This window comes from Pyrodictium occultum (genome assembly GCF_001462395.1).
GTDB classification, from domain to species: domain Archaea; phylum Thermoproteota; class Thermoprotei_A; order Sulfolobales; family Pyrodictiaceae; genus Pyrodictium; species Pyrodictium occultum.
Map to the genome: position 1 here is coordinate 744,381 of NZ_LNTB01000001.1, position 24,055 is coordinate 768,435.

Sequence of the window (24,055 nt, forward strand, 5' to 3'; positions counted from 1 at the left end):
GGGTGAGGCTAATAGGCTGACCGGGTCCCTCCACGGGGGCTCGCGCCAGCCCGGGGGTGCCTCGGCCACGGCCCCTATGCTCTGGCGCAGGGGTAGCCGCGACGTGAGCCTCCCAGAAGCCGCCGCTATCTATAGGGCTAGGTGCGCCACGGGCCCGTGCTACATAATAGCCTTTGTCCTTGACGGCAGGCCGGTGGTGGCCATAGCCCCGGCCCAGCCTACGCCTCTCTGCATAGGCCTTGAAGCAGGCCTGCTGCGGGTAGTGAAAGCCATACTCAGCGACCTAGGCGTCGAGACCCCCTATATCACGGCCTGCCGGGTGGCCAGTAGCCTCGTTGGCGGAAGCCTGCGGGAGACCCTTGAGAGCATTAGGGAGGCCGGCTTGATCATATCGCTGGAACGTGGCTAGAGCTGTGGGAAGGCCTCTCCGGGCGGCTCCTCGCTCCCGCCCGCGCAGAGCCCCGGGGCGCTGCAGGCCACACGTCTATACACATCCACTACTATACGGTAGGCGAGGCCGCCATGGTCGCGTATCTCTACATTCTCCCCGTCGAACAAGACCTCTACCCGGCCGGCCTCCCGGAGACCCCTGGTAGAGTAGGCGCGGAGCACTATACGCTGCCTAACCCTGCCCTCAACAACGTCTATATTCATTGTGGCCTCCTCGGGATCCAGCGCTATACCTTTGTTGATGTATACCCTGCGTAGCGTGTAGGCTACAACACTGGGCTCCAACACGGCGTAGTTGTCGAACACCTGGAGAGCCTCCAGCAGCTTCCGCGCTAGGTAGAGGCCGCTCCTCAAATCCCTCGAGAAGGCCCTAGAGTAGTCGGGCCTCCAGCTCCTCCTCCTTATGAAGAACTCATACACCAGCGTGACGGCCTCGTACGTGAGACTCGGCAGCCCCAGGCCGCGCACCCTTCGGGCCCCTCGGAAGGCGGAGGCGAAGGCACCCCCATAGTCTACTATCAACGTTCTAGGAGGCTCCATGCTCCAGGCAGGCTCGCCCCTGGCATCAACTATATAGATGGGCTCCTGCGGCTCAGAGGCAAGCTCCATCGATATATTGCTCTTGGCAACGCTTATTGGGAGTCTGGATTCGGTTACAAGCCGCAGCGGCAAGCGGCGGCCCATACCTATAACGGTGAGCTTCCAGCCGCGGGTCCCTAGGGCCGCGTACAGGGTGCGGGCTAGCACGGCCGCGTCGAATATGGATGGAGGGGTGGTGACCACGATATGAACCTCAGCGTCATCTTCTACCATCCTAAGAACCCCCAGAACTTACATGACGTGGCAGCTTTGGCCGCTTCGCTCCGCGCCAGACTCTACGTTGTGCCCCGGCCGGGCGTGGACTATAAGCTTGAGATGCTCCAGGGGAGGCTGCGCAGCCGCCTAGTAATGGTTGGTAGCCTGGCTGAGGCCGTGGATAGGATCGGTGATGCAAACTATATCGTGCTGGAGACGTATGGGAACAAGTACCTCCACGAGGTGAAGATGGAGGGGGATAGCATAGTGCTTGTAATAGGCGCCGAGGACTATGGGATACCCCCTAGCCTGCTGGAGGCCCTCAAAAGACCCGTTACCGTAGCTAAGATACCCACGGCTGTGCAAGGCATGAGCTATAATGTGGCTGCCTCCCTGGCTATGGCCCTCTATGAGGTGTATAGACGGCTTAGAGCGGGAAGCCCTTGAAGCGGTGGGGCGCTATTATCTCGTACACCTCCTGCTTCAGCGCAGGCTCCTTGGCAAAGGCGCCGCGGAGCGCTGCTACCACAGTCGGGGCCGGATTCCTAACTCCACGCATGGCCATGCAGAGGTGCACAGCCTCGGTGACCACCATTACATCAGGCGACCCTGTCGCCTTCTCCACCTCGGCGGCTATCTGCTGGGTCATCCTCTCCTGGATCTGCAGCCTCCGCGCATACTTGTTCACAATCCTCGCTATCTTGGAGAGCCCTACCACCCTGCCCCTGGGCAGATAGGCGACATGGGCAACGCCGAAGAAGGGCAGCATATGGTGCTCGCATAGGCTGTAGAAGCGTATCCCAGAGACCACGACTAAGTCGCTAGTCTCCGTGAACCATGCGTACTCCTCGTTGTTGTGGTATCCCTCCAGAAGCTCCTCGAACATATCCGCTACGCGGCGGGGCGTATCCCGGAGCCCCTCACGCTCTGGGTCCTCCCCGATAGCCTCGAGGATCATTCTCACAGCCTTCTCGATCTTAGCCTTATCTATCACGGCTCAACGCCCTCGCTCCCGCATCTCCAAGCGCGCGGCGGACAACACTCAAGCAGCTTTAAGTGGCTAGTCCAGCCACCATGCTGGCATATAGCAGGCGGCCAAGCACCATACCCTGCCTAATAGTCCTATTGGCCTAAGTACTCCACGCGCCTGCCCGGCTCAGAGTATAATGATTTAATACCCTTGAGAAGGCTCCAGCTGTAGGCACACGGTGAAGCGAATGTCCAGCATACATGGGAGGCTAGGACCCGGGAAGGACGCCCCTGAGGTAGTAAACGTCTTCATAGAGATTCCCATGGGCAGCAACGTAAAGTACGAGTATGACGAGGAGGCAGGCGTCATAAAGGTTGATAGATTCCTCTACACCTCAATGGTGTATCCCTTCAATTATGGGTTCGTGCCAGGCACTCTTGAGGAGGACGGCGACCCCGTCGATGTACTCGTTATAACTGCTCAGCCGGTTCTCCCCGGCACAGTTATAGAGGCTCGGCCTATAGGAGTACTTGTTATGGAGGATGAGGAGGGCCCCGACAGCAAGATAGTAGCTGTGCCTAAGGACAAGCTCGACCCGAGCTTTAAGAATGTAAAGAGCATAGATGATCTGCCAGAGGTCTTGAGGGATAGGATAAAGCACTTCTTCGAGCACTACAAGGAGCTTGAGCCGGGCAAGTGGGTAAAGGTGCGCGAGTGGCTAGGCCCCGAGGAGGCCAAGCGCAGGATAAAGGATGCTATCGAGCGCTACCGCTCCAAGAAGGGCTGAGCCCAGGTCGAAGAATAGCCCTCTAAGAAGACCCCGTGCTGCTGTGGGGCCAGTGTTTTTGGCCACCCCTCTCGGGTCTAATAGGCTCCGGGGCCGCAGTCTCGGCAAGGCACGGGGTAGCATGGGCGGGAACAGTCCTGATGCGCAGGTGTCATTCTTGCATATAACGCCCTACTGTACGGCATGCATATCAATGAGGAGAGCTGCTGAGCTAGAAGCCCTCCCCATAGATAACTCCGAGAAGCTCGCCATATACCGGCAGCTGCTTGACGCGGTAAACCTCTATATTACACCTGACACCGAGGTAGTGGAGCTTGCTACCGTATCGTTTAGGAGGCTCAAAGCACTAGTGAAGCAGAGTACACCCTACGAGCAGCTTATAGAGCAGAACCTCAGTAAAGCCGTGGCTAGAGCAAAGAGTATAGAAGACTTGATTGCGGGCAAGCCTATAGATGAGAGGCTATCCCTCGCCCTCCGGGCGGCAAGCCTTGCAACCGGCTACAGGGCTTTCAACACCCCAGATAAGATTCTAGAGGAGCCCCCCTCTACAGTGGACTTGACAGCTCTTGGCACCTCCCTGCAAGTAGGGCGCGATGATACAAGGCGAGTGGTAAGGCTACTCCACGACCTACAGCGGAACGGTGGGACCATCTACTACCTCTTCGGCTCGGTCTTCGAGCTGCCCTATGATGCGATACTGTTGAGGATTCTCGTGAACGATTTGGGGCTTAGCGTTGCCGGCATTACACGTAGCGATAGGTACGAGGACTACGTGGTTACCGAGGACCTTGAGTCTATAGGGATAGCAGATACACTATCGGAGGTAATAGACCTGGGGAGCGATGATGTCACGGTGACAATTGATAGTAATGAGCATTTATACGAGCAGTTGAATAACGCCTCGCTGGTTGTCGTCAAGGGAGAGCTTCAGGCAACATACTTCCATAACAACCCGGTTGAGGCGCCCATGCTCTTTCTCTTTGCCGTTCCATGCCCGGTTATTGCTAGAGCCTTCAACCTGCCTCCAAGGAGCTTCAACATAGTGCTTCAGGAGAAGCCTCGGCAGGGCTAAGGCCCGGCAGGAGAGGATAGTCCTTGCACAGTGTCAGTAAGGATAGGACCTCGTCATCCCTCCGTGGCGAGGCTGGGCCGGACGGAGGCTCAGCCGGGGTTCTTTCACTCACCCACTGCTAGCCCCTAAGCATCTCCAGGTATATAGTATGCCCCTCTCCGGCAAGTGTCCAGGTGCCCGGATGGCCTCAGCCTCCAAGGGCGAGGGCTCCAGGGCCGCCCGGCCCAGGTTGAGGGGCTTTGACCCCGTAAAGCTGGCTGATGAGATAGAGAAGAGGGTGGTGAAGGGCGAGCTCCGGAAGTACTACCGGTTTAGGGGGAGCCGTTTCTATGGTGGAAGCGCTGTAGGAGATGTAGTCGGGTGCAACCTCCGCTGCGCCTTCTGCTGGACTGGGAGGCCCCGGGATGATCTAAGGCTAGGCTTCTTCGTGTCACCCGAGGAGTCGTATCGGAGGCTCACGGAGATAGCCTCCTCGAGGAGGTATAGATACGTAAGGCTGTCCGGCGGCGAGCCTACTATAGGGTTCCAGCACCTCCGAAAGCTCCTAGAGCTTATTGAGCAGGATGGGCGCTTCACCTTCATACTCGAGACCAACGGGGTGCTCCTCGGCGCCCGCCCAGGCTATGTGAAGGCTCTGGCCGGGCTCCGCCGGCTGCATGTAAGGGTCTCGATCAAGGCGTGCAGCCCCGACCTCTTCGCCCTCATAACGGGGGCCCGGCCCGAGTTCTTCGAGTACCCCATCCGTGCTATACGGTACCTCGCAGACTATGGAGTATCCTTTCATGTAGCGCTATTCGCTGCCTTCGGGAGCGAGGAGTGCTGGGCGAGGCTGCTGGAGAGGCTCGCCGAGGAGGCGGGGCCGGAGGCCCTGGAGGGTGTTGAGGTGGAGCCCCTCGTGCTCTACCAGCCCGCCAGGCGCCGCCTACGCCTTTTGGGGCTGAAGCCCAGGTTCTCCTACGAGCCGGGGTAGGCTTTTGGCTGTGAGGCTGGCCAGGGTCAACATCTTCGGGGGCTTCGCCTCTCTCGATGAGGGCGGGTCTGCTGCTCTCGACGCCTACGACTCGCCGGTGGAGACTCTGGCTAGACTCTCCTGCAAGTACATAGGCCTCCTAGCCTGCGGCCCTAAGCCAGCGGCTCTGCGGGCTCTGAGGCTCCTGGCGGGAGACCTCTACGCCGCCTACACGGGTATGGGCCTCCAGGGCCTGGTTGTGGAGGAGCGCCGGTACCGGGATCTCGGCACAGTGCTGCTGGTCATCCCTCCAGGCTGTGAGAGGCCGGAGATAGAGCTGAGGGCCGGCGGTGAGGGGGTTTTCGATGTCCGTGTATCCTGCGGCGGCGCCGGGTATGAATGTGGACTAGTGTGTCAGTGAGGTGGGCGCTTTCATCGCCGCCATGGTTGCGCGGGCTCATAGAGTGCGTAACCTCATCACCCTGAGGCTTCCCTAAACGTTGCACCCCTGGAGGCGGGTCCGTGCTGCGCGGCTCTTCACCGCCTTTTCTGCCGGCATGGCATCTGCCCTTTCGAGCTTCTTCATCCCCCTAAACCCAGGGCTCGGAGGGAGGGCTTATAGCCATAAAGTTTAACTCGCGTTTATTATACCCATGGTCTTTCCTCCGGATAACGGCTTTAGTCCATGAGGCCTCTGGTATTGCAGTAATACTGGCGTATCACCATGGGCGGTTTCAAGCTGATCCTCGGGACGCCGATCAACGCCGTGCCGCAGCCATGGTTTATCCTCAACGTCCCGGGGGTGATGGTCAACGCTTATGACATAATGAGAGTTGGTCTCAGCCGTGTGCGCGGGAGGGGCCTACGCAAGCTTCTAGGCATAGACGATGATACCGAGCTCTGGATAGACAGTGGCGGCTACCAGTTCCTCAAGAGAAGCATGGATCCAGGCACCTACAAGATAGCTAAGATCTACCGAGAGGTCGACGCCGACTATTACATTAGCCTCGACTACCCCCCGGGCCCCATGGACGACCCGAGCATGCGCGCCAGGAAAATAGCCAAGACGATATCCAGCTTCATGTCGCTCAAGGGTATGCTTAGAAGCCTGGTCGAAGAAGGAAGGCTTATCCCGGTATTCCACATATCTGTAGGCGAGTCGCTAAGGCTCCAGCTGCGCTGCTACGAGCCCCATAGCCCGGTAGCCGCGGCCGGCGGGCTCATCCCGTACTTCATGCAGCGGTCCGGTAGATACTCAAGGCTCAAGGCCGTGCTCTTCCTAATCCTCCTACGCAAGCTGTGGAGGGGGAGGCTCCACGCCCTCGGCCTAGCCTCGGCTGCCGTGATACCCCTCCTTCGGGTGGTTGGAGTCGACAGCGGGGATACTCAGACGTGGAGGCATAAGGCGGCCTTCGGAAAGATAATCGTGCCGGGCCTTGGCGAGCGCCATATAAGCGGCCAGAGGGTCCGCTTCGGCCCAGCAGTGCTCCGGGACGAGAACGAGGTAGCGGTGTACAGAAGCTTCGTCGACAAGGCATCCAAGCTGCTCAACGTGAGCCATGAGAGCCTGGTCTCAAGCTTCGAGGCCCGCGCCTTGTTCAACGCCTGGGTGCTCCTACAGGTAGCCAGCAACGGCGGCACCTACAACGGGGCCAGCAAGCCATTTGTAAAGCTCTACGAGTCGGCCAGGGCTCTATTCAGGCTTCCGCCGGAGGAGCTTGAGGCGAAGCTCGCAACCCTGCTCAGCTATCAGCCTGGCACAGTCGAGATGGAAGCTGGCGAGGAGGTGAGAGAGATAGCCACGGTAGAGCGGCTACCCAGCTCCACCCCCGGCAGCGCGGATATGGCAACCTCCATCGAGAGGGTCTAGCCAGCGCCTATGCTATGATTAGCCGGTTTCCCCCGCGTCTTTTGGCCTCGCGGAGCAGGGACGCCGCATAGCGGCGGAAAGGAGTGGCTGTGTAGGCCTCCCTCCTGCTCCTAGCCGGCTTGCCGAGGACATAACCCTTTACAGCGACTATTGTGACGCCCACGCCTATACTGTTCAACTCCCTCTGGATGCGCTCGAGATCTCTTCTCAGCTCTACCGGCTCCACCAGCGGTATCTCTATAACCGCCTCCTCGGTGCCCCTAGTCTCGTCTAGACCATACACTATCACGCCATGCCACTTCCTCAAAAACGACTCCACAAGGCTCGTAAGTAGCCCTGTAGCAGGGTTAGGCTGGTACTCGCTCCAACCTCTCTCCTCTACAACCTCGCCGAACCGGTCCAAGTCTATCATAACTATGGAGCCCTCGACGGCAATGTGCCCGCTTGACTCTGCCCTCCTCCTCATAGGGGCCCTGCCCTCCGGTGGCACAACCTAAGCACCATAAACGCATAGCGTTAAATCCCACCAGCATTATAATAAACACGTGGAGGTATGCCTCTATGTCCTCCTCAGAATCTAGGCGGTCCTCTGCCAACTCGAAGCGCCTCCTCCAGGAGGCGGAGAAGATTCTTCACCACGCTATAGAGCTGCTAGGCTACGATGAGAGCATCTACGATATGCTCCGCCTGCCCGAGCGCGTTATAGAGGTCAAGATCCCGGTGCGCATGGATGATGGCAGTGTGAGAGTGTTTATTGGCTGGAGGAGCCAGCATAACAGCGCCCTCGGCCCCTATAAGGGCGGTATACGCTTTCACCCCGGCGTAACTATGGAGGAGGTCGAGGCACTAAGCATGATGATGACGTGGAAGAATGCACTCGCAGGCCTCCCCTATGGAGGCGGCAAGGGTGGTGTAAGGGTTGACCCACATACCCTCTCCACCCGGGAGCTAGAGCAGCTCTCCCGCGGGTACATACGCGCGCTGTACAAGTACATAGGCCCCGACACCGACATACCGGCGCCAGATGTCTACACCAACCCGCAGATAATGGCCTGGATGATGGACGAGTACTATAGGCTCACCGGCGAGAACGCCTTCGCAGTGATAACCGGGAAGCCTAAGCAGCTGGGAGGCCTGGAGACCAGGGTCTACTCCACCGGTTTCGGGGTAGCTGTAGCGGCTAGGGAGACTGCTAAGAGGATGTGGGGAGGCCTCGAGGGGAGGACTGTGGCTGTGCAGGGCTACGGCAATGTGGGCTACTATGCTGCCAAGTTCCTCCACGAGATGGGCGCTATAGTGGTTGCTGTGAGCGACAGCCATGGAGGCATATACAGCTCCAAGGGGCTCGACCCGGACGAGGTTAAGCAGGTGAAGAACAAGACAGGATCAGTCATCAACTACGAGAAGGCTGAGAGGAGGATAAGCAACGAGGAGCTGCTGGAGCTGGATGTCGACATACTAGTACCGGCAGCGATAGAGGACGTTATAACAGAGGAGAACATGTCCAGGATAAAGGCCAAGCTCATCGTGGAGGGTGCTAACGGCCCCGTCACGGCGGAGTCGGACCAGTACCTATCCAGAAAGGGCGTGGTCATAGTCCCCGACATACTAGCCAACGCGGGCGGCGTCATAGCCAGCCACATAGAGTGGGTTAACAACCGTATGGGCGGCTGGGTGAGCGAGGAGGAGGCCCGCCGCCGCCTCGAGGAGAAGATGACCCGTAACACGGTAGAGGTCTGGGATTTCTGGCACCGAGCGCTCGAGCCCGGCAAGCACAGCATGAGGGATGCAGCCTACGCGTTAGCGGTGAAGAGGGTCGTGGAGGCTATGAGGCTCCGCGGCCTCATATAGTCCCTTTTAGCCCTGGGTGCTGAAGCCCGGCTTCCTCTTCTCCACAACCTCTGGGTTCACCAGGTTCGGCGGAACCTCGCCCCGCTTGAACGCCAGCAGGTTATCGAGCACGGCGCAGGTCATGGCCTCTCTGGCCTTCCTGGTGGCGCTCCCTATGTGGGGCGCCAGGACCACGTTGGGGAGCCTTGTGAGCGGGTGGTCCGGTGGCAGGGGCTCCTCCTCGAACACGTCTAGCCCGGCACCAGCTATCCAGCCCTCCCGAAGGGCCTTCACCAGCGCTTCAGTGTCTACCACAGCCCCCCGCGCCGTGTTGACGAGTATGGCTGTAGGCTTCATTAGCCGCAGCTCCCGCTCACCTATCATATGCCTGGTCTCGGGGGTTAGCGGGACGTGTATGCTTACAACGTCGGACTCGCGTAGCAGGGTCTCCAGCGGGACGTAGGTAGCGTTTAGCTCCCGCTCAACCTCCTCGGGGGCACGGTGCCTGCTGTAGTAGAGCACCTTCATCCCGAAGCCCTTCGCGCCGATCCGGGCTACCGCGCGGCCTATCCGGCCGAAGCCTATGATGCCTAGAGTCCTGCCCTCAAGCTCCATGCCGAGGAGCAGCTCTGGATGCCAGCCCGTGCCACTCCTATACCACTCCCCGCTCCTAACATAGTGGTCCGCCTCCACTATCCTCCTCGCCGTGGCTAGTATGAGAGCCCACGTGAGCTCTGCAGTTGCCTCTGTGAGCACGTTAGGCGTGTTTGTGACGTAGACCCCGTTGCGGGTGGCGCAGTCGACATCTATGTTGTCGTAGCCGACGGCGTACTGGGCCACTATCCGGAGCCCCGCCCTAGCCCCCTCGGTGAGCAGCCTGCAGTCAATATTATCTGTCAACAGCGATACTATGCCCTCAAACTCCACCGCCTTCTGGAGGAGTATGTCGTAGGGCGGGTGCCTCCACTCGGGCCAGACCTCCGCTTCGAACTCCTCTAGGAGCCTCTTAAAGCAGGGCCCCGGGAGCCTCCTGGTAACGAATATGCGGGGCTTCATAAAGGCCGCCCTCCTAGGGCCTTACGGGCCCAGGCCGGTGGTTCAAGGGTTTTACGTAGCCGCCGTGGTCCGGCACCAGCCTAACAGAGCCCTCAAAATGCTCGATGTCGCCTAGCACCTCTACCCTCAAGCCTCTCGGCATCTCTGTGTAGCGGAGCCGGTGGGTGAGCAGGTAGATCCAGTTATAGCTCCCCAGGCCTAGGCGGAGGGGCTTCTCGAGCTCCAGCTTATAGAGGGCCGGCACTGTGTAGGGAGAGACGGGGCGCAGTACACCCCTTACGAGGGCCCCCTCGGCTAGTATCCTTATGGGTGTGCAGCGTGCGGGCCTCCTGCAGGGCACGAGCTTAACATTGTACTCGAACCCGCCCATGTATCCTATGAGGACACGGTCCCCGGCTATGGCCCTGTTCAGCTCCATGTCAGCCCTGCTCCAGCCATGGCCTCTCCCGTGGTAGGGCCTCGTCACCCCCTCAATCCTTAGATCCTGTAGCAGCTTGTAGACCTCCTCAATACCGGTACCGTAGACCACGATGTCTATGTCGCCTGCCCCGGCGGGGTTGTAGGCTAGCCCTCCCGTGACACCCGCCAGCTCGGTGTAGGCCCTCAGCTCGTCGAGCAGCTGTAGCGCGGCCCTGCAGAGCCTCGTACTGCAGGAGCGCAGCCTCTTTGCAGCGGCTACTGGAGACTCGAGCCTAGCCCTCCCGGGGCGTAGGAGAAGGGTCTCCCGGCCTCCGAGGCACGGCTCCCTCCCGGCAGCCAAGCCCTCGTCGGGCGGCACTGTCCTTGGGAGGATCCAGGTCTTCCGTCCGTCCACTATCCGGGGCGTGTAGAACAGCAGGGGGAGGGGCTGGAAACACCCCTTCACAAACCCTATAGTGTGGCTCGTGTAGGCTATCCAGCCCTCGACCGGGCCTAGATCCTCGTGCAGTTTGGCGCCTCCCTCCTGGCACACACGATGATGCTCTCCAGTGTCTTCCTGACATTGTTGGATATGCCGCGGAGGAGGTAGAATATCTGAGGCAGCTCCTCCACTATCTGCCTCCTATCTGCCGGGTCGAACTCCTTGCAGTAGCTGAGCTTGCAGAGCCTTACCCTGCGGCCCTCTGCCTCCAGGCGGGTGTTGCCGCGGTGGAACACTAGCCTGCCGCCGCGCAGCGAGATAACGGTCTCGGGCTTTACGCGTACAAGAACTAGGCCGCCGTCCTCTTCGAGCGCCCTCCAGGTGACGCAGAGTGGCACGACACGGTCCTTCGCTCCTCGGGCCTCGGCTATGCACCTAAGCCTCCTCAAGGCCTCGGCTATATGATCTACGGTATCAGCTATGGCGCTTATGGCCGTGTTAGCCCTATTCTCGATAAGGCTCTCCGCCGGGCCTATACCCCTCCTTATCTGGCTGGCAAGGGCCTCCAGACTCCTGGCAGCCTCTTCAAGCCGCTCAACGATTGCCATGATTCCACCCGGCCGCTCCAAGAAGCGCCCGGCTATAAAACGGTGTCTAAGTAGCGTCATTAGAGCCTAGCGCGCCGGGCCCCATAGTGGTACGGGAGCCTGGGATAAGGGGAGGGCGGGGAGGCCCGGTGGCAGCGCAGCGGGGGCGCAGGCTAGGGCTCCGCGACATACCTGGCGTGGGCGAGAAGGCCTATGAGAAGCTGGTAGTCTACTTCGGCTCCGAGGAGGCGGCTATCCAGGCGCTGCTACGCGGCGAGGTAGCCAGGGTGGCGGAGGCCCTCTCCTCGCCGCGTAGAGCCCTACGCCTAGTCCAGCAGGCCAGAGGGCTCCTGGGCGGCTACAAGCCCGGGGAAATGCTGGGCACGCTGGACGCGGCCAGGCTTTACGACACGGCTCTCAGGCTCTTCACTCGCTACATGGCCTCCGAGCCCGGCAGGGACATAGCCGTGTCGCTAGCTCCTGTCCCCGCCAGGGCCTGGCCGGAGGTGGAAAAGAGCATAACGAGGACCAGGAGGCTTGTCGAGGCGGCCTCCCGCGTTTCACGGGACGTGCGGGGGAGGCTGAGAGGAGCCCTTGCAGGAGCCTCTTGGCCTAGGAAGCCCCTGGTGAGGCTAGACCGCGTCATCCTGGTGCCCCCTGGCAGGGGTGAGGAGGCCCGCCGCGCCCTCAGCGGCCTCGCGGAGGGCGTAGTGGTTGTTGAGGCGGGCTTGGCCGAGGAGGCTCCAGGCCATGGCCTAGTCCTCGCATACATGGTGGACACGGCCGGCCGGGAGGACGTTGTGGAGATAGACAGCCTCGACCCGTACACGGTGGTGCCCGAGGCCGTTATAGAAATACTGAGGGCTAACCGCGGCATACTCGAGGCCTTAGTCCAGCTACACGACACGGCGCCCGCTCTCCTCTCGGAGGCGGCGAGGGCTGCAGGGCTGGATCCGCGCGGGGTTGAGACGGCGGCCAGCCTTTCGAGGGAGGCGCTTGAGGCAATCAGCCTGCTTGAACGGGGCGAGGTGGACCCGGACTACCAGCGCCTCTCCTCCGCGTTGAAGAAGCTGGACTCCATAGTATCCGACATCGAGGTCTGGGTTAACGAGGAGGCCCGCCGCCGCCTCGAGGAGCGCGAGCTGAGGCTGAGCGCGGCCGAGCTACTACGGCTCATAAGCTCGCTGGAGGAGGGCCAGATACGCGTGCCCGAGGAGCTACTCGAGATATTCGAGGAAGTGAGCGCCGCGGCCGAGGAGAGGCTCGCCCAGGCCCTCGGCCTTGAGCCAGAGGAGCGCGGCCTCTTGGAGGGCCTTGTTGAGCCGAAGCCCCAGTTCCCGATAGAGGTTAGGAGAGAGCCCGTGGAGAGGCTTAGAAGCCTCCTGGAGCGCAAGAGACAGCTAATACTCTACATGTTCGCCAGGAGGCATGCCCGCAGGCTCGGGAAGCTCCTCGACCTGCTGCCGGCGGTAGCGGAGACGCTTGCCTGGAGCGACTTCGCCCTGGCAGCCACCGAGTTCATCGAGGAGAACCATGGGTCAATACCCATGCTGGACAGAAGCTTCACGGGAGTTGGATTCACCGGGGCCGCGGAAGCAGGGCTGCTGGCTGCGGGCGCCGAGGTGCAGCGCGTCGACTACATGGTTGGCTGCATCCCCTACCGTCCCGAGGGCACGAGCTGTGAGAGGGTTATACTCTTGACCGGTGCCAACAGCGGCGGGAAGACCACACTTCTGAAGACGATAGGCGAGATAGTGCTTGCGGCTCACGCAGGGCTCCCGGTGCCGGCCTCCAAGGCGTGGATAGGCGGCTTCGACCGCGTCTACTATATATCCAAGCCTACCGGCATGCTGGATGCGGGCGGCCTGGAGGAGACGCTGAGGAAGATAGCCTCTATAGTCGAGGAAGCCAGGAGGCGCCGGGTCCTCCTGCTCGTAGACGAGCTGGAGGCTGTGACCGAGGCCCACGCGGCGGCGAGGATAGTAGCTGCAATAGCGTCGTCAATAGCTGAGACAAGCGAGTCGGTGGCAGTAATAGTAAGCCATCTGGCCGGCGAGGTGATGGAGGCTATACCGGGGGATCTCCGGAGCCGCGTCAGGATAGACGGTATAGAGGCTAGGGGGCTTGATGAAAACTACAACCTGATAGTCGACAGGAGCCCCCGGTACAATTACCTAGCCCGCTCCACCCCCGAGCTCATAGTAACCAAGCTTCTCCGCCGCTCCAAGAATAGCGGCGAGAGGGCGTTCTTCGAGAAGGTGCTAGAACTTCTCACCAGCTAGCCGCTCTCCCTGGTAGAAGCCCTCATACCTAGCCCCCTGCTGCGGGTAGATCCGGATCAGCACAAGCTGAGCCACCCTTGCCCCGGCCTCCAGGCGGATTCCGCGGGGATTCCCCACCACCAACAGTGACTCGCCCCTACCACGGTAGCCGGGGTCCCAGACGGCGCAGGAGAGCAGCGCCCCCATGCGGAGCAGGCTGCTCCTCGGGAAGCAGAGCCCCAGAGTGTCCTCTGGTATGCTCACCGGGTCCATGAATACAACCTTGTAGAAGCCGGGCCCGAGGGTCCAGCCTCCCCCGTGGGGCTCAAGCGGCCTGGAGGCTGGCAGCCTCCTACCCCCGGTCCCCAGGAAGCCCTCCTCCTCGAATGCATGGATCTCGCCGACTCGTAGATCCACGCCGGCGGGCTGCACCTGCCCGGGAGCCGCTCCCGCGAGGAGACTGGCAGCTGCGAGAGCCCCTGGAAGCGCCAAAGCCGCCCAGCCCCGGCCGCCCCAGGGCCCAGCTAGCAGCTAAGAAGGCTCGTCCGGAAGCCTCCCCCATGCACCCTCCCCCGCGCCAGGGAGGGGCCCAGCTAGCCTGGAAGGGGTGGACGATGCCTCTGGGCGTCTGCGTCTCCACGTGGATATCGGTAGCGCTCCGCGTCGAGAGCCTTGGGGGTGCAGCGGCCTCGCTCCACGGCCACGACTACCGGGTAAAGGCCTGCGTCGAGGACAGCCTAGCCGAGGACAATACTGTGATAGACCATTACAGGCTCCTCAGCATGCTTGAGGAGTGCGCCAGCAGCCTGGACCATAGATACTTGAACGAGGCTCTCGGCGTGAGAGACGCAACAGCCGAGATACTGGTCTCGAGGATCCGTGGCTGCCTTGAGGAGAAGCTGGCGAGCACCGGCCGCAGCCTACACCTCGTCTACCTGGAGGCCTGCACGGCGACCGGGTACTGCTCCTACTACCGCGCAGGAGTCCCCGGGATTCCAGAGTAGCCAGTAGCCAGATTAGCCGCTACCAGCCGGATCAGGGATTATAGGCAGAGCGGGGCCGGAATGGAACGCTCTCGCCGCCCCTCCTCTGGCAGGACTGGCTGGTGCGGGGTGCCACACCAGTAATGGTGGAGATTGAGCGCCTGCCGACAGGGGTACCGGGCTTCGATAAGCTTGTGCAGGGAGGCATACCCCGGGGCTTCTTCGTAGCCGTTGTAGGAGAGCCGGGCACGGGCAAGACGATATTCTCGATACACTTCATAGCCGAGGGGATAAGGCAGGGAGACAAGAACATATACGTGACCACGGAGGAGTCAAGGGAGAGCATAATAAAGCAGGCTGCAATGTTCGGCTTCGACTTTGAAAAGGCGATTAGAGACGGCAGGCTAGTGGTAATAGACGCCCTCATGGGTAGAAGGGACGACCCCTGGAGCCTCCAGGAGCTGGACGTGGAAACCCTTGTGAACAAGGTGATAGAGGCCAAAAAGTACCTAGGCTACGGCAGGGCACGCCTCGTAGTAGACTCTATGTCGGCCTTCTGGCTCGACAAGCCAGCAATGGCGAGAAAATACAGCTACTATGTAAAGCGCGTCCTCTACCGATGGGACTTCACAGCACTCCTCATAAGCCAGTACGCAGTCACCACAAGCCTGGGCTTCGGCTTCGGCATAGAGCATGTAGCGGACGGCATCATAAGGTTCAGGAAGTCCATAGTAAGGGGGGAGCTGAGGCGGTACGTGATAATAGAGAAGATGAGGCAGACGGAGCACAGCCTGCAGATGCACGAGATAGAGATAAGGAACGGCTCCGGTATGAGAGTCAAGGCGCCCACCGTATATAGGAAGGAGGACACCACGTTACCCCCATCAGTGGCCGCAAGGATGCTAGCAGCAGAACTCCAGAAGCTGCTTGAAGTCCCCGATAGCGAGAGCGAAGCATAGAAGAGCATCCCCGGCAGGGCTGCGAGGCCCCGGGGCTGCCTCAAGGAGGATGCAGGGATGGCGAAGTACGAGAACTTCTACGTCCGCTGGGGGCCGGGCGCGCTAGAGCTACGGGTTATGAGCGATGCCCTCGAGCTGCGGGCCGCCAACGCCAGAATGCTTTTCGAGCCAAGGAGCATACTATTGGAGGCGAGGTACAGCTACAGGAAGGAGGTCGAGGACAAGAATAGGAAGACACTCTACATAGGCTTCGCTGAGCCGCTGAAGCCTCTGGAGGCCCCCCGCGTGGATATCGTGGGTAGGACGTATGTAGGCTACTTTGAAGTGATCTATACAGACCTCGACTTCGAGAAGTACCTCACAGTTATAACACCCGCCAGCTTCCTCTACGATTATTTCGTGGTCACTACGAGAGATTTGATGGTGCATCTACAGGCTAAACGCAAGCTATACTACGAGGAGGAGCCTTATGACAAAATTTCAGTACATATAGTATAATGCTCTTCGGGCGTAGTTGTCCTGCGGCCGTGGTGCATGGATACCCGCAGCCGTATGAGGCATCCTGGAGAAAGTGAAAGTGATTGATGGCTTGGTTATTATGCAAAGGTCGCGCGGCTATAGCCAGGAATTAACGTATTCAATAATATTCAATTATATGGAGTGTGGAGCTCACACTGCAGCCCTTGTAGCCCTGACAGGCTGAGAGGAGTACTGGTATTGCCGCGTGACACCCTAAGGATCAATGCGATCCCGCATGCCCCTTATCTAAAGCGTTATAATGCCTAAGGCATCCCTCTGAAGCATAATTCAATGAGTATTACACGGGCTTCTTAGAGGGAATCTGGGTAAGGGTTCCCCGGCAACTCCAGTAAAGGGGTGTCTCAGTGGTGGCAGGCACCAGCGGTAGTGATGAAAGGCAGTTGGAGCTTATCCGCGAGTCTCTGTACCGGCCCGAGGCGGAGGAGGAGGCTAAGCGGCTGCTCCTCCGCGAGGTCTACGCGCAGGTGGTTAGGGGGTACAGGGAGAGGGCTCCTAACGGCGGCCTGCTGGCTCCGCTGCCGGAGTGCGTGGAGAGGGCTGCGGGGGCTGGCGGGGAGCCCTGCGGGGACGATATGGGCTTCACCTATAACGCTGTGCGAGTGCTGATGGCCAGGTACATGACGAGGAGCGAGCACGGGGTCTACATGGAGACCCCCAGCATGGTTATGGCCAGGGTGGCCCTGGGGTTCCGGGAGAGGGTTGAGCCCAGGCGGCTCTACGAGCTGCTGATCCGCCGCCGCTTCGTGTTCAACTCCCCCACCCTCTTCAACATGTACGCCGACGGCGCCCGGGGGACGCTGAGCGCCTGCTACGTGACCCCCGTGTACGACGATATGGGGGCGATAATGGACGCAGCCACCGTGCAGGCGATGACCTTCAAGTGGGGCGGGGGCCAGGGCTTCTCCTTCAGCGAGCTGAGGCCCCGCTGGGACGTGGTGAGGGGCACCAGCGGCCAGGCCTCGGGGCCCATGAGCTTCATCCAGATATTCGACGTCGTGACCGAGATGGTTAAGCAGGGCGGGAAGCGCCGTGGGGCCAACATGGGCATAATGCACGCCTGGCACCCCGACGTCTACAACCCCTGGTTCGACCCCTGGGCGGCCCTCTGGAACAAGCTCCCCCCGCAGCTCCAGGAGCTGCTCCGCCAGCTGAAGGAGATAGTAGACACCATCGAGGGGGACGGGGAGTACGAGGTAGACCCGGCGGTCAAGGAGGCCCTGGATAGGCTCACCAGGGGCGGCTGGAGCACGGTGGAGGACGCGGGCTTCATCCAGGCCAAGGAGCCCCCCCTCCAGGACGCGAACATAACCAACTTCAACATAAGCGTGGGCGTCAACGACGCCTTCATGGAGGCCGTGCTGCGGGACGGGGAGTGGTGGATGGTCAACCCCCGCTACAGCGACCGGGGCGACGGGGTGTACAGGCTGCACTACACCGTGAGCAGGGCCACGGGCATGGGGAGGCTGGGGAAGCTGCTGGCAAAGCACCCCTGGCTCCTCGACAACCCCTATCTCAACGTCTTCGAGGACACGCTGGAGGAGGCCCGCGGGAGGGCCCTGGAGGCCCTCCGGGAGGAGGCCAGGCTGAGGGGCGTGGAGGCCAGCGTGGACGAGAAGAACCCCCACGCCTGGCGCCACCCCGCCCGGAGGCTCTGGGAGAAGATAGTGGAGAACGCCTGGGCGGGTGGAGATCCCGGCCTCTTCCTTGCGGACAACCATAACAAGTGGAACCCGACTCCCTGGCTAGGAGCGGTCAACGCCACCAACCCCTGCGGGGAGCAGCCCCTCTACCCCTTCGAGAGCTGCAACCTGGGCAGCATGAGTCTCGACAAGTACGTGGAGGCCGGCCGCTTCAACCTGGAGGAGTTCGCCCGCGACGTGGAGGCGGCTGTCGACGCTATGGACGCGGTTATAGACCTCAACAGGCACCCCGACCCCAGGCAGGATAGGGCCAACAAGTTCACCAGGAAGATAGGCCTGGGCGTCATGGGGCTCGCGGACGCGCTCGCCCGGCTGGGCATGGCCTATGACAGCGACGAGGCGGTAGCCTTCACCTTGGCCGTCATGGCCGCGCTGGAGGCGTTCAGCTGGAAGAGGAGCTGGGAGCTGGGCGCCAGGCTCGGCCACGCCCCCGCCTTCGAGTGCCGCCGCTGGGACTGGAGGAGGATGGAGTGCCTGGAGCGCGCCGAGCCCGATGAGCTGGCGGAGCTCCACACCCCCGCCCTCGTCAAGGCCGCCGAGGTGGCCAGGATAGAGGACGGCTGGCTGGTGCTCCACTACCACCAGGCCGCCCTGCCCGAGGAGGTCAGGGAGAGGCTGGTGGGCCTGGCCAGGGAGAGGGTGGGCGGCGACGGCTCGGTGAAGCTGGTGCCCGCCGAGACGCTGGAGAGGGTGGCGGCCAGGGTGTTCGGGGTGGAGCGGAGGCACCTGGAGGAGGCCCTGTCGATGAGCCCGGTGGAGGCGGCGAGGAGCCCGAGGCACCTGCTGGCCCTAGCCCTCTGGGCCCCCGGCAGGGCGTGGGAGGTGCTCAGGCAGTACGGGAGGAGCCTGGGGGCGAGGGCCCCGAGGAACACAGTGACAACGACGGTGGCGCCCACGGGGACTATAAGCATAATAGCGGGCACCAGCAGCGGGATAGAGCCCTACTTCGCCCTGGTCTACAAGCGTGTGGTGGCCGTCGGCGAGTTCCTGGAGGTAGTCCGCCCCTTCCGCGACGCCCTGCTGGAGGCGGCCCGCCGCTACAACGCCCCGAGGGAGGCGGTGGCGGCCGTCTACGAGGCGGTGGCGAGGCATAAGGGCAGCCTGCGCTGGGCCCTGGGCGAGGTAAGGGAGAGGCTCATGAACATGGGCATAATGAACGGCTTCCTCGCCGAGGTGGAGAGACTGGCCAAGCTCTTCACCATGAGCATGGACTTCGACGTCTGGTACCACCTAGCCCACCAGATGGCAGCCCAGCTCTACGTAGACCAGGCTATAAGCAAGACAATCAACCTCCCCAGGGACGCGCCCAAGGACGCGGTGTACACAGCCTACCTCCTAGCCTGGCTAGGAGGCCTAAAGGGCGTAACAGTCTACCGCGACGAGAGCAAGGGCAGGCAGGTCATCTACTTCGGGGGAGAACAGTACACGCTGGAAGCAAAGCCCATCAGACGCCGCGGGGGGAACGGCCACCGGAAAACAATGAGGATGACCCACCTCCGGAGGAGGATGAAGAAAGAGGAGCTAGAACGCGACACCAGAGCCAGAGAGCTCTTCGAGGTAAAGGAGAGGAAGACGGAGACAGGCGAGGTAGTGGTAGAGCTCACCGAGAACAGCACATGCAAGACATGCGAGATATAGCCCCACGGCTCCAGGGAAGCCCTGGGAGGCTCTCTGTTAAAGCCTGGGGCCCCATGACACTTGATCTCTAGTTTTATATACTTGCTCCCGCCCGTTCCACAAGACATAGTTCAAGGGGCATGTATGCTAGAAGCCCAGGCTAACGCTATGCAGGCCTTGGAGCCTCCTGTCAGGGTTCGGCTCCTGCGCTATACCCGGGACGGGCCGCTCCTGGTGGCCGCGGCGGCCCGGATAACGGTTAGCAAGAAGCCCGTGGAGCGGGCCATGGAGATGGGGCCTGGCGAGGTGGAGAAGTGGATCCGGGAGCTGGTGCGCCGGGGCCACGGGAGCCCGCTGGAGCACGCCGTCTACACGTTCGAGGCGGAGTGTAGCAGGGTCTGCAGCCACCAGCTCGTCCGCCACCGGCTGGCGAGCTACACGCAGCAGAGCATGCGGTACACCGAGGGCTTCCTCAGATCCATGGCTCTGAAAGTGTGTAGTATCATGGGAGTTGGCAGCTGCCCCGAGCGCCCAACCAGCGCCAACGACTACAGAGTCTATGAGACTGTTCTACGAGAAGCAGCAGGGAGGCTCGAAGGCCCCGACGGAAGCGGCTGGGCGCTGATTGTGGCCGCGAGCAGGGGCTACGTGTTCAACCCCTCCTGGAGCCCCGAGACCATGGCTCGGGTCGCGAGGGCCTACCTCGGGGCCACTGCGGAGTACTACGGGCTGCTCGCCGGCAGGGTGCCGAGGGAGGACGCCCGCATGGTCATCCCCCAGGCGGTCAGGACGAGGATAGTCTTCACCATGAACGCCAGGGAGCTGCTGGAGTCCTTCCTCCCGCTCAGGATGTGCAGCCACGCGCAGTGGGAGATACGCATGCTGGCATGGGGCGTGTGGAGAGAGCTCATGAAGGTGCACCCGGAGATATTCCGCTACGCGGGCCCCAGATGCATCCTGGAGGAGAACAGGGTGAGGCCCGAGCCCTGCAGCCTAGAGCAATACCTGAACGGCGACTGCGACTTCACAATCCCGCGCTGCCCCGAGATGGTGCCGAAGCCCGGGATAAGAAGCTGCCTAAGATACGCGGCGGAGTCCTCCAGGGCCTCCGCAGGCCCGCGGGGTTTAAGGGGCTAGCCGCTCTCTTCAAGGGATTTCCTCACATACTCCATGAACTCCTCTACGGTCATTTCATCCCTGTGCCTTGGCAGCTTTATCAGCACAACTTTATTGTCTGGGGTTAGTACCCTTATCTCATCGTGGTCCTTGTACCTGAACACGTCTAGCTGGCGTAGCTTGAGCTGCTCCAGCGCCTTCCTGTATGCAGTGTACTTGCGGCTCACCGGCATTGGGCTTCCACCGGCCTCCCGGGGCCGGGGCGTTCTCCTATTATAACCCTACCTCGTGGCTTGAGGCTTCATCCCTCCTTAGGGGCTCTTTTAACCCGGGCTAGGATATGTTACAGCATAATCTATGTAAAGGTATATATCGGGTTTGCTCTCTCCTCTATACCCGCGCAAGAATAGTGCAGAAGCCTTATAGGTGGTCGTGATGAGCAGCACCTCCGCCATCTATGTCCGGGTGCCCCAGGAGCTGCTCCGCGAGTTCGACCGCGTGGCGCAGGAGCACGGGTTGTCCAGGAGCGAGGCGATAAGGGAGGCTATGAAGCTCTTTATCCGCTACTCGAGGGCGCCTAGCGTCCGCGGGCTCCGCGGCATAGTGCGGGCCGGGGTTGACCCGGAGCAGCTGGACAAATACATCCTGCCAGGCTAGCCTGCCCAGGGGGTGATAGGGGCTTGGCGAGCCCTATACTTGTTGACTCAACCGTGCTCTCTAGGCTGGTCCTCGGTGAGAGCGGTGCAGACTTCGCCGTCAATATTTTCAGCCGGGCCGAGGAGGGCAGCGATGACATCGTGATACCCAGCACGGCTGTGGTCGAGGCTCTCTCCAAGACCGCTGTAGCCGCGGCGGCAGCAGTCACGGGAGCGGGGCTGCCGGAGAGCATCGAGAAGCTTGAGTCCAGCAGCGAGGTTAGGGCCAGGGCCCTTGAGGCGGTGGAGAAGCTTGCATCCTATATAGCCCGGCTGGCCCGGATAGGGAGGCTTACAGTCTACAGCGTGAACGTGGAAGACATAGCCAGGGCTGTGGAGCTGGCACGGAGGCACGAGCTGGGCCTCAGCGAGGCCATAACCCTAGCGGTGGCGGAGAGGCTGCGCATCCAGAAGATAGCGACCTTCAGCAAGCGGCTCCGGAGGGTGAAAGGCTACACGTACATGCCGTCCAGCTAACCCCCTTTCTAGCCTCCTCTTACACCCCTCGGGCGCTCCAGGGGTATACTTCCGCTCAGTAGACGTCAATACCAGCTCCCAGCGACTGGAGGGAGCCCAGCACTCCTGGGGCAACATCCTCTATCCTCTCGACGCCCTTTACAACCCCTCTGCCCGCCTTCATGAACCTCGCGAGAGCGGCCACGCAGTAGGCCGGCTCCCCGCACTCTATCCTGGCCAGCCCGGGCTCTCCGGGCTCTTGCTCGGCCGCTACGAGCCTATCACCATCCTCGATGTACACCTCCACGCCAAGCTGGTGCAGGAAGGCTTCGAAGCCCTCGTCCAGCAGCCCCTCGAGGACAGCGGAGCGCAGCCCGGTGACTGTTAGCCTAGCCCATGCCGCCGTGTAGGCGGCTGCGAAGAAGACGTAGCCTGGGTCCTCGCTCAGGCTCACTACAGCCGAGGAGGGGGCGAAGGAGTCTACATGCAGGCTGCAGTCCCGGCCGCACTCTACCCTGGCCTCGAACCCGGAGGCCTTCAGGAGGTACTCGAGGCCGGAGAGGCCCTCGCCCCCCGGTAGGCCGGAGACTTCCAATCCACCCTCCATGCAGGGTGAGGCTAGGGCCAGCAGCAGCGCCGTCTCGTGCAGCCCCGGCTCGGCGCGGAGGAGACGCGGGCCGCCGGCCTCCCGGGGCGCCACCTCTACCCACCTACCCTCCTCCACCCGGAAGCCTGCCTCGCGGAGAGCGTGCTTCATGCCCTCCAGCCTCTTAGCCGCCTTAACTCCAGAGCCGTAGACCAGCAGCCTTCCTCCCCCCGCGGCGGCCAGGGCCGCCAGCACCCCGGCGGCCACGTAGCCCGGAGGGCTCTGGAGCCTAGCTACCCGCCCGGCCCCAGTGTAGGCGGCAGGCTCGACCACAATGAGCCTCGCCGGGCCCCCGCCGGGCCATGCGCGGCCGCCTACAGCGGTCACGGCCTCTATTATAGGCCGGAGACTGTAGGCTAGCGGCCGCCTGGAAGCCCCGCGTACCACGAACTGCCCGCCGGGCGGCAGGCGGACGGCGGCGAGAGGGGCCAGGAGCCCCGGCACCAGCAGCCCGCAGGAGGTATCCACTACTACTCTAGAGCCCGGCTCGCCCCCCTCATCGCGTATGTGGAGCCGCGTGGAGGAGACCCACTCTACACGGTAGCCTAGCCCCCCTAGGGCCTTCGCCATGTCCCGAATGCAGCGGCTCTCCATCCTAAGGTTGTCAACCTCGCCCCCGCCGCCGGCCGCGGCCGCTACAATCTTGACCATTGAGTCCCAGAGGGATGGCGTAGCCTCCACCCTCCCCGACACTCCCCTGCAGCCTACCACCCTGGCCTTCATAGCGTCTACACCGTGTAGAGGCCCGTGGGGTCAGGGCGCGAAACCCTCCGCACTGGCTGCCTTCGGGCCTCGGAGGGCAACCGTAAGGGCCCAGCTCATCACCCCTGGCCTGGGCGTCCGGCGCGAGGCATTATTAGGGGAGGTGCCCAGCTGCTCATAAGAGCTGCTCCTGTAGGCAGCACGCCCCCGGGGATGAGGCCTGGGGGCTCCACGAGCCCCGGCCCTAGGGGCGGTGAAGAGTAGTCCCATCACCGACCTCCCTACGGGAGGAGCTATACCCGGGGGGACGCTGCTGGTTGGCTGCCGGCGAGTGGGGCTTAGAGCCCCGTGACGAGGAATACCTGGAGTGGCTCCTCGAAGCGTCGCGGGGCTGTATAGAGGGGCGGGAGGCGGCGCACCTGCTCGACGCTACTCTCTCCGGCTGCAGGGGCATTGTTGAGGTCAGGCTGGGGGAGGCACTCTTCCTCATCCCGTGCAGCCAGCTCCCGGAGGCCTGGGCCAACCTGGTGCACGTCTACTGCCTCAACGACTACCGGGTGGGCGAGCTGCTAGAGGTTAGGCCGGGCGACGTGGTAATCGATGCAGGCAGCTATCTAGGCTTCTTCGCGGTCAGGGCCGCGCTGCTCATGAGGCGCCGCGGCCTAGTTGTAGCGGTCGAGCCAAACCCCTACGCGAGGCAAATACTCTATGCAAACCTCGAGGCTAACGGCCTCGAGAACGTGGCCCGGGTAGACCCGAGAGCTCTTGCCGGCTGCAGCAGCTGCACCCGCAGCCTCTACTTGGCGGAGCCCTGGGTGAACACGAGCACCATGCCCGGCTACCTTGAGTACATGGGCGCCGATAGGACGGGGAGGCTCCAAGTGCCCGCCGTGGGGCTCCCGAGGCTGCTGGCCAGCCACGGGCTCGGGCGGGTCGACCTCCTGAAACTCGATATAGAAGGGGCAGAGCTCGAAGTCCTGGAGCACGCTGCCAGGGAGGGGCTCCTGGGCCCCGACAGGGTTAAGCAGCTAGTGGTCGAGACGCACCCGCCGCTTGTAGAGCCCTCCCGGGTCGAAGCCCTGCTCCGCCTCAGCGGGTATAACACGCACACTATGGCCCTGGGCGAGCAATGGAGGCAGGCGGTAGTGGTGGCGGTGCAGCCCTAGCGTGCCT

26 protein-coding genes are annotated in these 24,055 nt (G+C 61.9%); 17 read left to right on the forward strand and 9 right to left on the reverse strand.

Translation table 11 applies throughout. The annotated features are described in order from the left end of the window. Window positions 1-76: 76 nt before the first annotated feature. Window positions 77-409, forward strand: a complete 333-nt coding sequence (locus CF15_RS04035) for a hypothetical protein (RefSeq protein ID WP_058370649.1) — start codon at window positions 77-79, stop codon at window positions 407-409. On the opposite strand, the gene CF15_RS04040 is transcribed toward CF15_RS04035, so the two are convergent. Further along, window positions 406-1,263 (reverse strand): hypothetical protein, encoded by an 858-nt coding sequence (locus tag CF15_RS04040; RefSeq protein WP_168371257.1) that lies wholly within the window; start codon window positions 1,261-1,263, stop codon window positions 406-408. The genes CF15_RS04035 and CF15_RS04040 overlap by 4 nt on opposite strands. Here CF15_RS04040 and CF15_RS04045 point away from each other — a divergent pair. Then, window positions 1,237-1,692 (forward strand): TrmH family RNA methyltransferase, encoded by a 456-nt coding sequence (locus CF15_RS04045; protein ID WP_058370651.1) that lies wholly within the window; start codon window positions 1,237-1,239, stop codon window positions 1,690-1,692. The two genes, CF15_RS04040 and CF15_RS04045, sit on opposite strands and share 27 nt — an antisense overlap. Here CF15_RS04045 and folE read toward each other — a convergent pair. Continuing rightward, on the reverse strand, window positions 1,673-2,236 hold the full coding sequence (gene folE, locus CF15_RS04050) for a GTP cyclohydrolase I FolE (protein WP_083494593.1): 564 nt from the start codon (window positions 2,234-2,236) through the stop codon (window positions 1,673-1,675). The two genes, CF15_RS04045 and folE, sit on opposite strands and share 20 nt — an antisense overlap. A 226-nt stretch (window positions 2,237-2,462) precedes the next feature. Here folE and ppa point away from each other — a divergent pair, with 226 nt between their 5' ends. The 5 genes from ppa to CF15_RS04075 all read left to right on the forward strand — a co-directional run bounded on the left by ppa (window position 2,463) and on the right by CF15_RS04075 (window position 6,893). Next, window positions 2,463-3,002, forward strand: a complete 540-nt coding sequence (gene ppa, locus CF15_RS04055) for an inorganic diphosphatase (protein ID WP_058370652.1) — start codon at window positions 2,463-2,465, stop codon at window positions 3,000-3,002. Window positions 3,003-3,150: 148 nt separating this feature from the next. Continuing rightward, window positions 3,151-4,074 (forward strand): ARMT1-like domain-containing protein, encoded by a 924-nt coding sequence (locus tag CF15_RS04060; RefSeq protein WP_168371258.1) that lies wholly within the window; start codon window positions 3,151-3,153, stop codon window positions 4,072-4,074. Between the two features lie 148 nt (window positions 4,075-4,222). Beyond that, entirely contained in the window at window positions 4,223-5,044 is an 822-nt protein-coding gene (locus tag CF15_RS04065) for a radical SAM protein (RefSeq protein WP_236698119.1), read from the forward strand. A gap of 4 nt (window positions 5,045-5,048) precedes the next feature. Beyond that, complete coding sequence (locus CF15_RS04070) at window positions 5,049-5,444, forward strand: hypothetical protein (protein WP_058370655.1); 396 nt, start codon at window positions 5,049-5,051, stop codon at window positions 5,442-5,444. 303 nt (window positions 5,445-5,747) lie between these two features. After that, window positions 5,748-6,893 carry a tRNA guanosine transglycosylase family protein gene (locus CF15_RS04075; protein ID WP_201783083.1) on the forward strand — a complete coding sequence of 382 codons (1,146 nt, stop codon included), beginning with the start codon at window positions 5,748-5,750 and terminating at the stop codon, window positions 6,891-6,893. 7 nt (window positions 6,894-6,900) lie between these two features. Here the strand turns inward: CF15_RS04075 and CF15_RS04080 are convergent, their stop codons facing one another. Continuing rightward, window positions 6,901-7,359 carry a hypothetical protein gene (locus CF15_RS04080; protein ID WP_058370656.1) on the reverse strand — a complete coding sequence of 153 codons (459 nt, stop codon included), beginning with the start codon at window positions 7,357-7,359 and terminating at the stop codon, window positions 6,901-6,903. 95 nt (window positions 7,360-7,454) lie between these two features. Between CF15_RS04080 and CF15_RS04085 the strand changes: the two genes are divergently transcribed. After that, window positions 7,455-8,744 carry a Glu/Leu/Phe/Val family dehydrogenase gene (locus tag CF15_RS04085; RefSeq protein WP_083494485.1) on the forward strand — a complete coding sequence of 430 codons (1,290 nt, stop codon included), beginning with the start codon at window positions 7,455-7,457 and terminating at the stop codon, window positions 8,742-8,744. A gap of 6 nt (window positions 8,745-8,750) precedes the next feature. On the opposite strand, the gene gyaR is transcribed toward CF15_RS04085, so the two are convergent. The 3 genes from gyaR to CF15_RS04100 are packed head-to-tail and all read right to left on the reverse strand — an operon-like array spanning window position 8,751 to window position 11,249. Further along, a complete protein-coding gene (gene gyaR / locus CF15_RS04090) occupies window positions 8,751-9,779 on the reverse strand; it encodes a glyoxylate reductase (RefSeq protein ID WP_058370657.1) in 1,029 nt (342 codons plus the stop codon). 13 nt (window positions 9,780-9,792) lie between these two features. After that, window positions 9,793-10,731: a hypothetical protein gene (locus tag CF15_RS04095; protein WP_058370658.1), complete on the reverse strand. Its 939-nt coding sequence runs from the start codon at window positions 10,729-10,731 to the stop codon at window positions 9,793-9,795. Continuing rightward, window positions 10,692-11,249: a hypothetical protein gene (locus CF15_RS04100; RefSeq protein ID WP_168371259.1), complete on the reverse strand. Its 558-nt coding sequence runs from the start codon at window positions 11,247-11,249 to the stop codon at window positions 10,692-10,694. Before CF15_RS04100 ends, CF15_RS04095 begins: the two co-directional genes overlap by 40 nt. Before the next feature lie 107 nt (window positions 11,250-11,356). On the opposite strand from CF15_RS04100, the gene CF15_RS04105 reads away from it, so the two are divergent. Continuing rightward, a complete protein-coding gene (locus CF15_RS04105; RefSeq protein ID WP_058370660.1) occupies window positions 11,357-13,489 on the forward strand; it encodes a MutS-related protein in 2,133 nt (710 codons plus the stop codon). On the opposite strand, the gene CF15_RS04110 is transcribed toward CF15_RS04105, so the two are convergent. Next, window positions 13,469-13,960, reverse strand: a complete 492-nt coding sequence (locus CF15_RS04110) for a deoxyuridine 5'-triphosphate nucleotidohydrolase (RefSeq protein WP_058370661.1) — start codon at window positions 13,958-13,960, stop codon at window positions 13,469-13,471. The two genes, CF15_RS04105 and CF15_RS04110, sit on opposite strands and share 21 nt — an antisense overlap. A gap of 122 nt (window positions 13,961-14,082) precedes the next feature. On the opposite strand from CF15_RS04110, the gene CF15_RS08825 reads away from it, so the two are divergent. The 5 genes from CF15_RS08825 to CF15_RS04135 all read left to right on the forward strand — a co-directional run bounded on the left by CF15_RS08825 (window position 14,083) and on the right by CF15_RS04135 (window position 20,404). Then, window positions 14,083-14,472 carry a 6-pyruvoyl trahydropterin synthase family protein gene (locus CF15_RS08825; RefSeq protein WP_058370662.1) on the forward strand — a complete coding sequence of 130 codons (390 nt, stop codon included), beginning with the start codon at window positions 14,083-14,085 and terminating at the stop codon, window positions 14,470-14,472. 122 nt (window positions 14,473-14,594) lie between these two features. Beyond that, window positions 14,595-15,410 carry a KaiC domain-containing protein gene (locus CF15_RS04120; protein WP_058370663.1) on the forward strand — a complete coding sequence of 272 codons (816 nt, stop codon included), beginning with the start codon at window positions 14,595-14,597 and terminating at the stop codon, window positions 15,408-15,410. Window positions 15,411-15,467: 57 nt separating this feature from the next. Continuing rightward, window positions 15,468-15,908 (forward strand): hypothetical protein, encoded by a 441-nt coding sequence (locus CF15_RS04125; RefSeq protein ID WP_058370664.1) that lies wholly within the window; start codon window positions 15,468-15,470, stop codon window positions 15,906-15,908. Between the two features lie 386 nt (window positions 15,909-16,294). Next, on the forward strand, window positions 16,295-19,288 hold the full coding sequence (locus tag CF15_RS04130) for an adenosylcobalamin-dependent ribonucleoside-diphosphate reductase (RefSeq protein WP_236698120.1): 2,994 nt from the start codon (window positions 16,295-16,297) through the stop codon (window positions 19,286-19,288). A gap of 147 nt (window positions 19,289-19,435) precedes the next feature. Then, the gene (locus tag CF15_RS04135) at window positions 19,436-20,404 is read left to right on the forward strand and encodes an FAD-dependent thymidylate synthase (RefSeq protein WP_058371378.1); all 969 of its coding nucleotides are present in this window, start codon (window positions 19,436-19,438) and stop codon (window positions 20,402-20,404) included. Here CF15_RS04135 and CF15_RS04140 read toward each other — a convergent pair. After that, the gene (locus CF15_RS04140) at window positions 20,401-20,610 is read right to left on the reverse strand and encodes a hypothetical protein (RefSeq protein ID WP_168371260.1); all 210 of its coding nucleotides are present in this window, start codon (window positions 20,608-20,610) and stop codon (window positions 20,401-20,403) included. The genes CF15_RS04135 and CF15_RS04140 overlap by 4 nt on opposite strands. Before the next feature lie 208 nt (window positions 20,611-20,818). Between CF15_RS04140 and CF15_RS04145 the strand changes: the two genes are divergently transcribed. Together CF15_RS04145 and CF15_RS04150 are read left to right on the forward strand one after the other, a co-directional pair. Further along, a complete protein-coding gene (locus CF15_RS04145; protein WP_058370666.1) occupies window positions 20,819-21,040 on the forward strand; it encodes a CopG family ribbon-helix-helix protein in 222 nt (73 codons plus the stop codon). Between the two features lie 23 nt (window positions 21,041-21,063). Beyond that, entirely contained in the window at window positions 21,064-21,555 is a 492-nt protein-coding gene (locus CF15_RS04150; protein ID WP_058370667.1) for a type II toxin-antitoxin system VapC family toxin, read from the forward strand. A 55-nt stretch (window positions 21,556-21,610) separates the two neighbouring features. On the opposite strand, the gene CF15_RS04155 is transcribed toward CF15_RS04150, so the two are convergent. Next, the gene (locus CF15_RS04155) at window positions 21,611-22,903 is read right to left on the reverse strand and encodes a hypothetical protein (protein ID WP_058370668.1); all 1,293 of its coding nucleotides are present in this window, start codon (window positions 22,901-22,903) and stop codon (window positions 21,611-21,613) included. Between the two features lie 296 nt (window positions 22,904-23,199). Here CF15_RS04155 and CF15_RS04160 point away from each other — a divergent pair, with 296 nt between their 5' ends. Beyond that, window positions 23,200-24,048: an FkbM family methyltransferase gene (locus CF15_RS04160; protein WP_058370669.1), complete on the forward strand. Its 849-nt coding sequence runs from the start codon at window positions 23,200-23,202 to the stop codon at window positions 24,046-24,048. The last annotated feature ends 7 nt before the right edge of the window (window positions 24,049-24,055 follow it).

Coding starts and splice junctions, on each gene's coding strand:
- CF15_RS04035 (WP_058370649.1), top strand. CDS start 77: ATGCTCTGGCGCAGGGGTAGCCGCGACGTGAGCCTCCCAGAAGCCGCC.
- CF15_RS04045 (WP_058370651.1), top strand. CDS start 1,237: ATGAACCTCAGCGTCATCTTCTACCATCCTAAGAACCCCCAGAACTTA.
- CF15_RS04040 (WP_168371257.1), bottom strand. CDS start 1,263: ATGGTAGAAGATGACGCTGAGGTTCATATCGTGGTCACCACCCCTCCA.
- ppa (WP_058370652.1), top strand. CDS start 2,463: ATGTCCAGCATACATGGGAGGCTAGGACCCGGGAAGGACGCCCCTGAG.
- CF15_RS04065 (WP_236698119.1), top strand. CDS start 4,223: ATGCCCCTCTCCGGCAAGTGTCCAGGTGCCCGGATGGCCTCAGCCTCC.
- CF15_RS04075 (WP_201783083.1), top strand. CDS start 5,748: ATGGGCGGTTTCAAGCTGATCCTCGGGACGCCGATCAACGCCGTGCCG.
- CF15_RS04080 (WP_058370656.1), bottom strand. CDS start 7,359: ATGAGGAGGAGGGCAGAGTCAAGCGGGCACATTGCCGTCGAGGGCTCC.
- CF15_RS04085 (WP_083494485.1), top strand. CDS start 7,455: ATGTCCTCCTCAGAATCTAGGCGGTCCTCTGCCAACTCGAAGCGCCTC.
- gyaR (WP_058370657.1), bottom strand. CDS start 9,779: ATGAAGCCCCGCATATTCGTTACCAGGAGGCTCCCGGGGCCCTGCTTT.
- CF15_RS08825 (WP_058370662.1), top strand. CDS start 14,083: ATGCCTCTGGGCGTCTGCGTCTCCACGTGGATATCGGTAGCGCTCCGC.
- CF15_RS04120 (WP_058370663.1), top strand. CDS start 14,595: ATGGTGGAGATTGAGCGCCTGCCGACAGGGGTACCGGGCTTCGATAAG.
- CF15_RS04125 (WP_058370664.1), top strand. CDS start 15,468: ATGGCGAAGTACGAGAACTTCTACGTCCGCTGGGGGCCGGGCGCGCTA.
- CF15_RS04135 (WP_058371378.1), top strand. CDS start 19,436: ATGCAGGCCTTGGAGCCTCCTGTCAGGGTTCGGCTCCTGCGCTATACC.
- CF15_RS04145 (WP_058370666.1), top strand. CDS start 20,819: ATGAGCAGCACCTCCGCCATCTATGTCCGGGTGCCCCAGGAGCTGCTC.
- CF15_RS04155 (WP_058370668.1), bottom strand. CDS start 22,903: ATGAAGGCCAGGGTGGTAGGCTGCAGGGGAGTGTCGGGGAGGGTGGAG.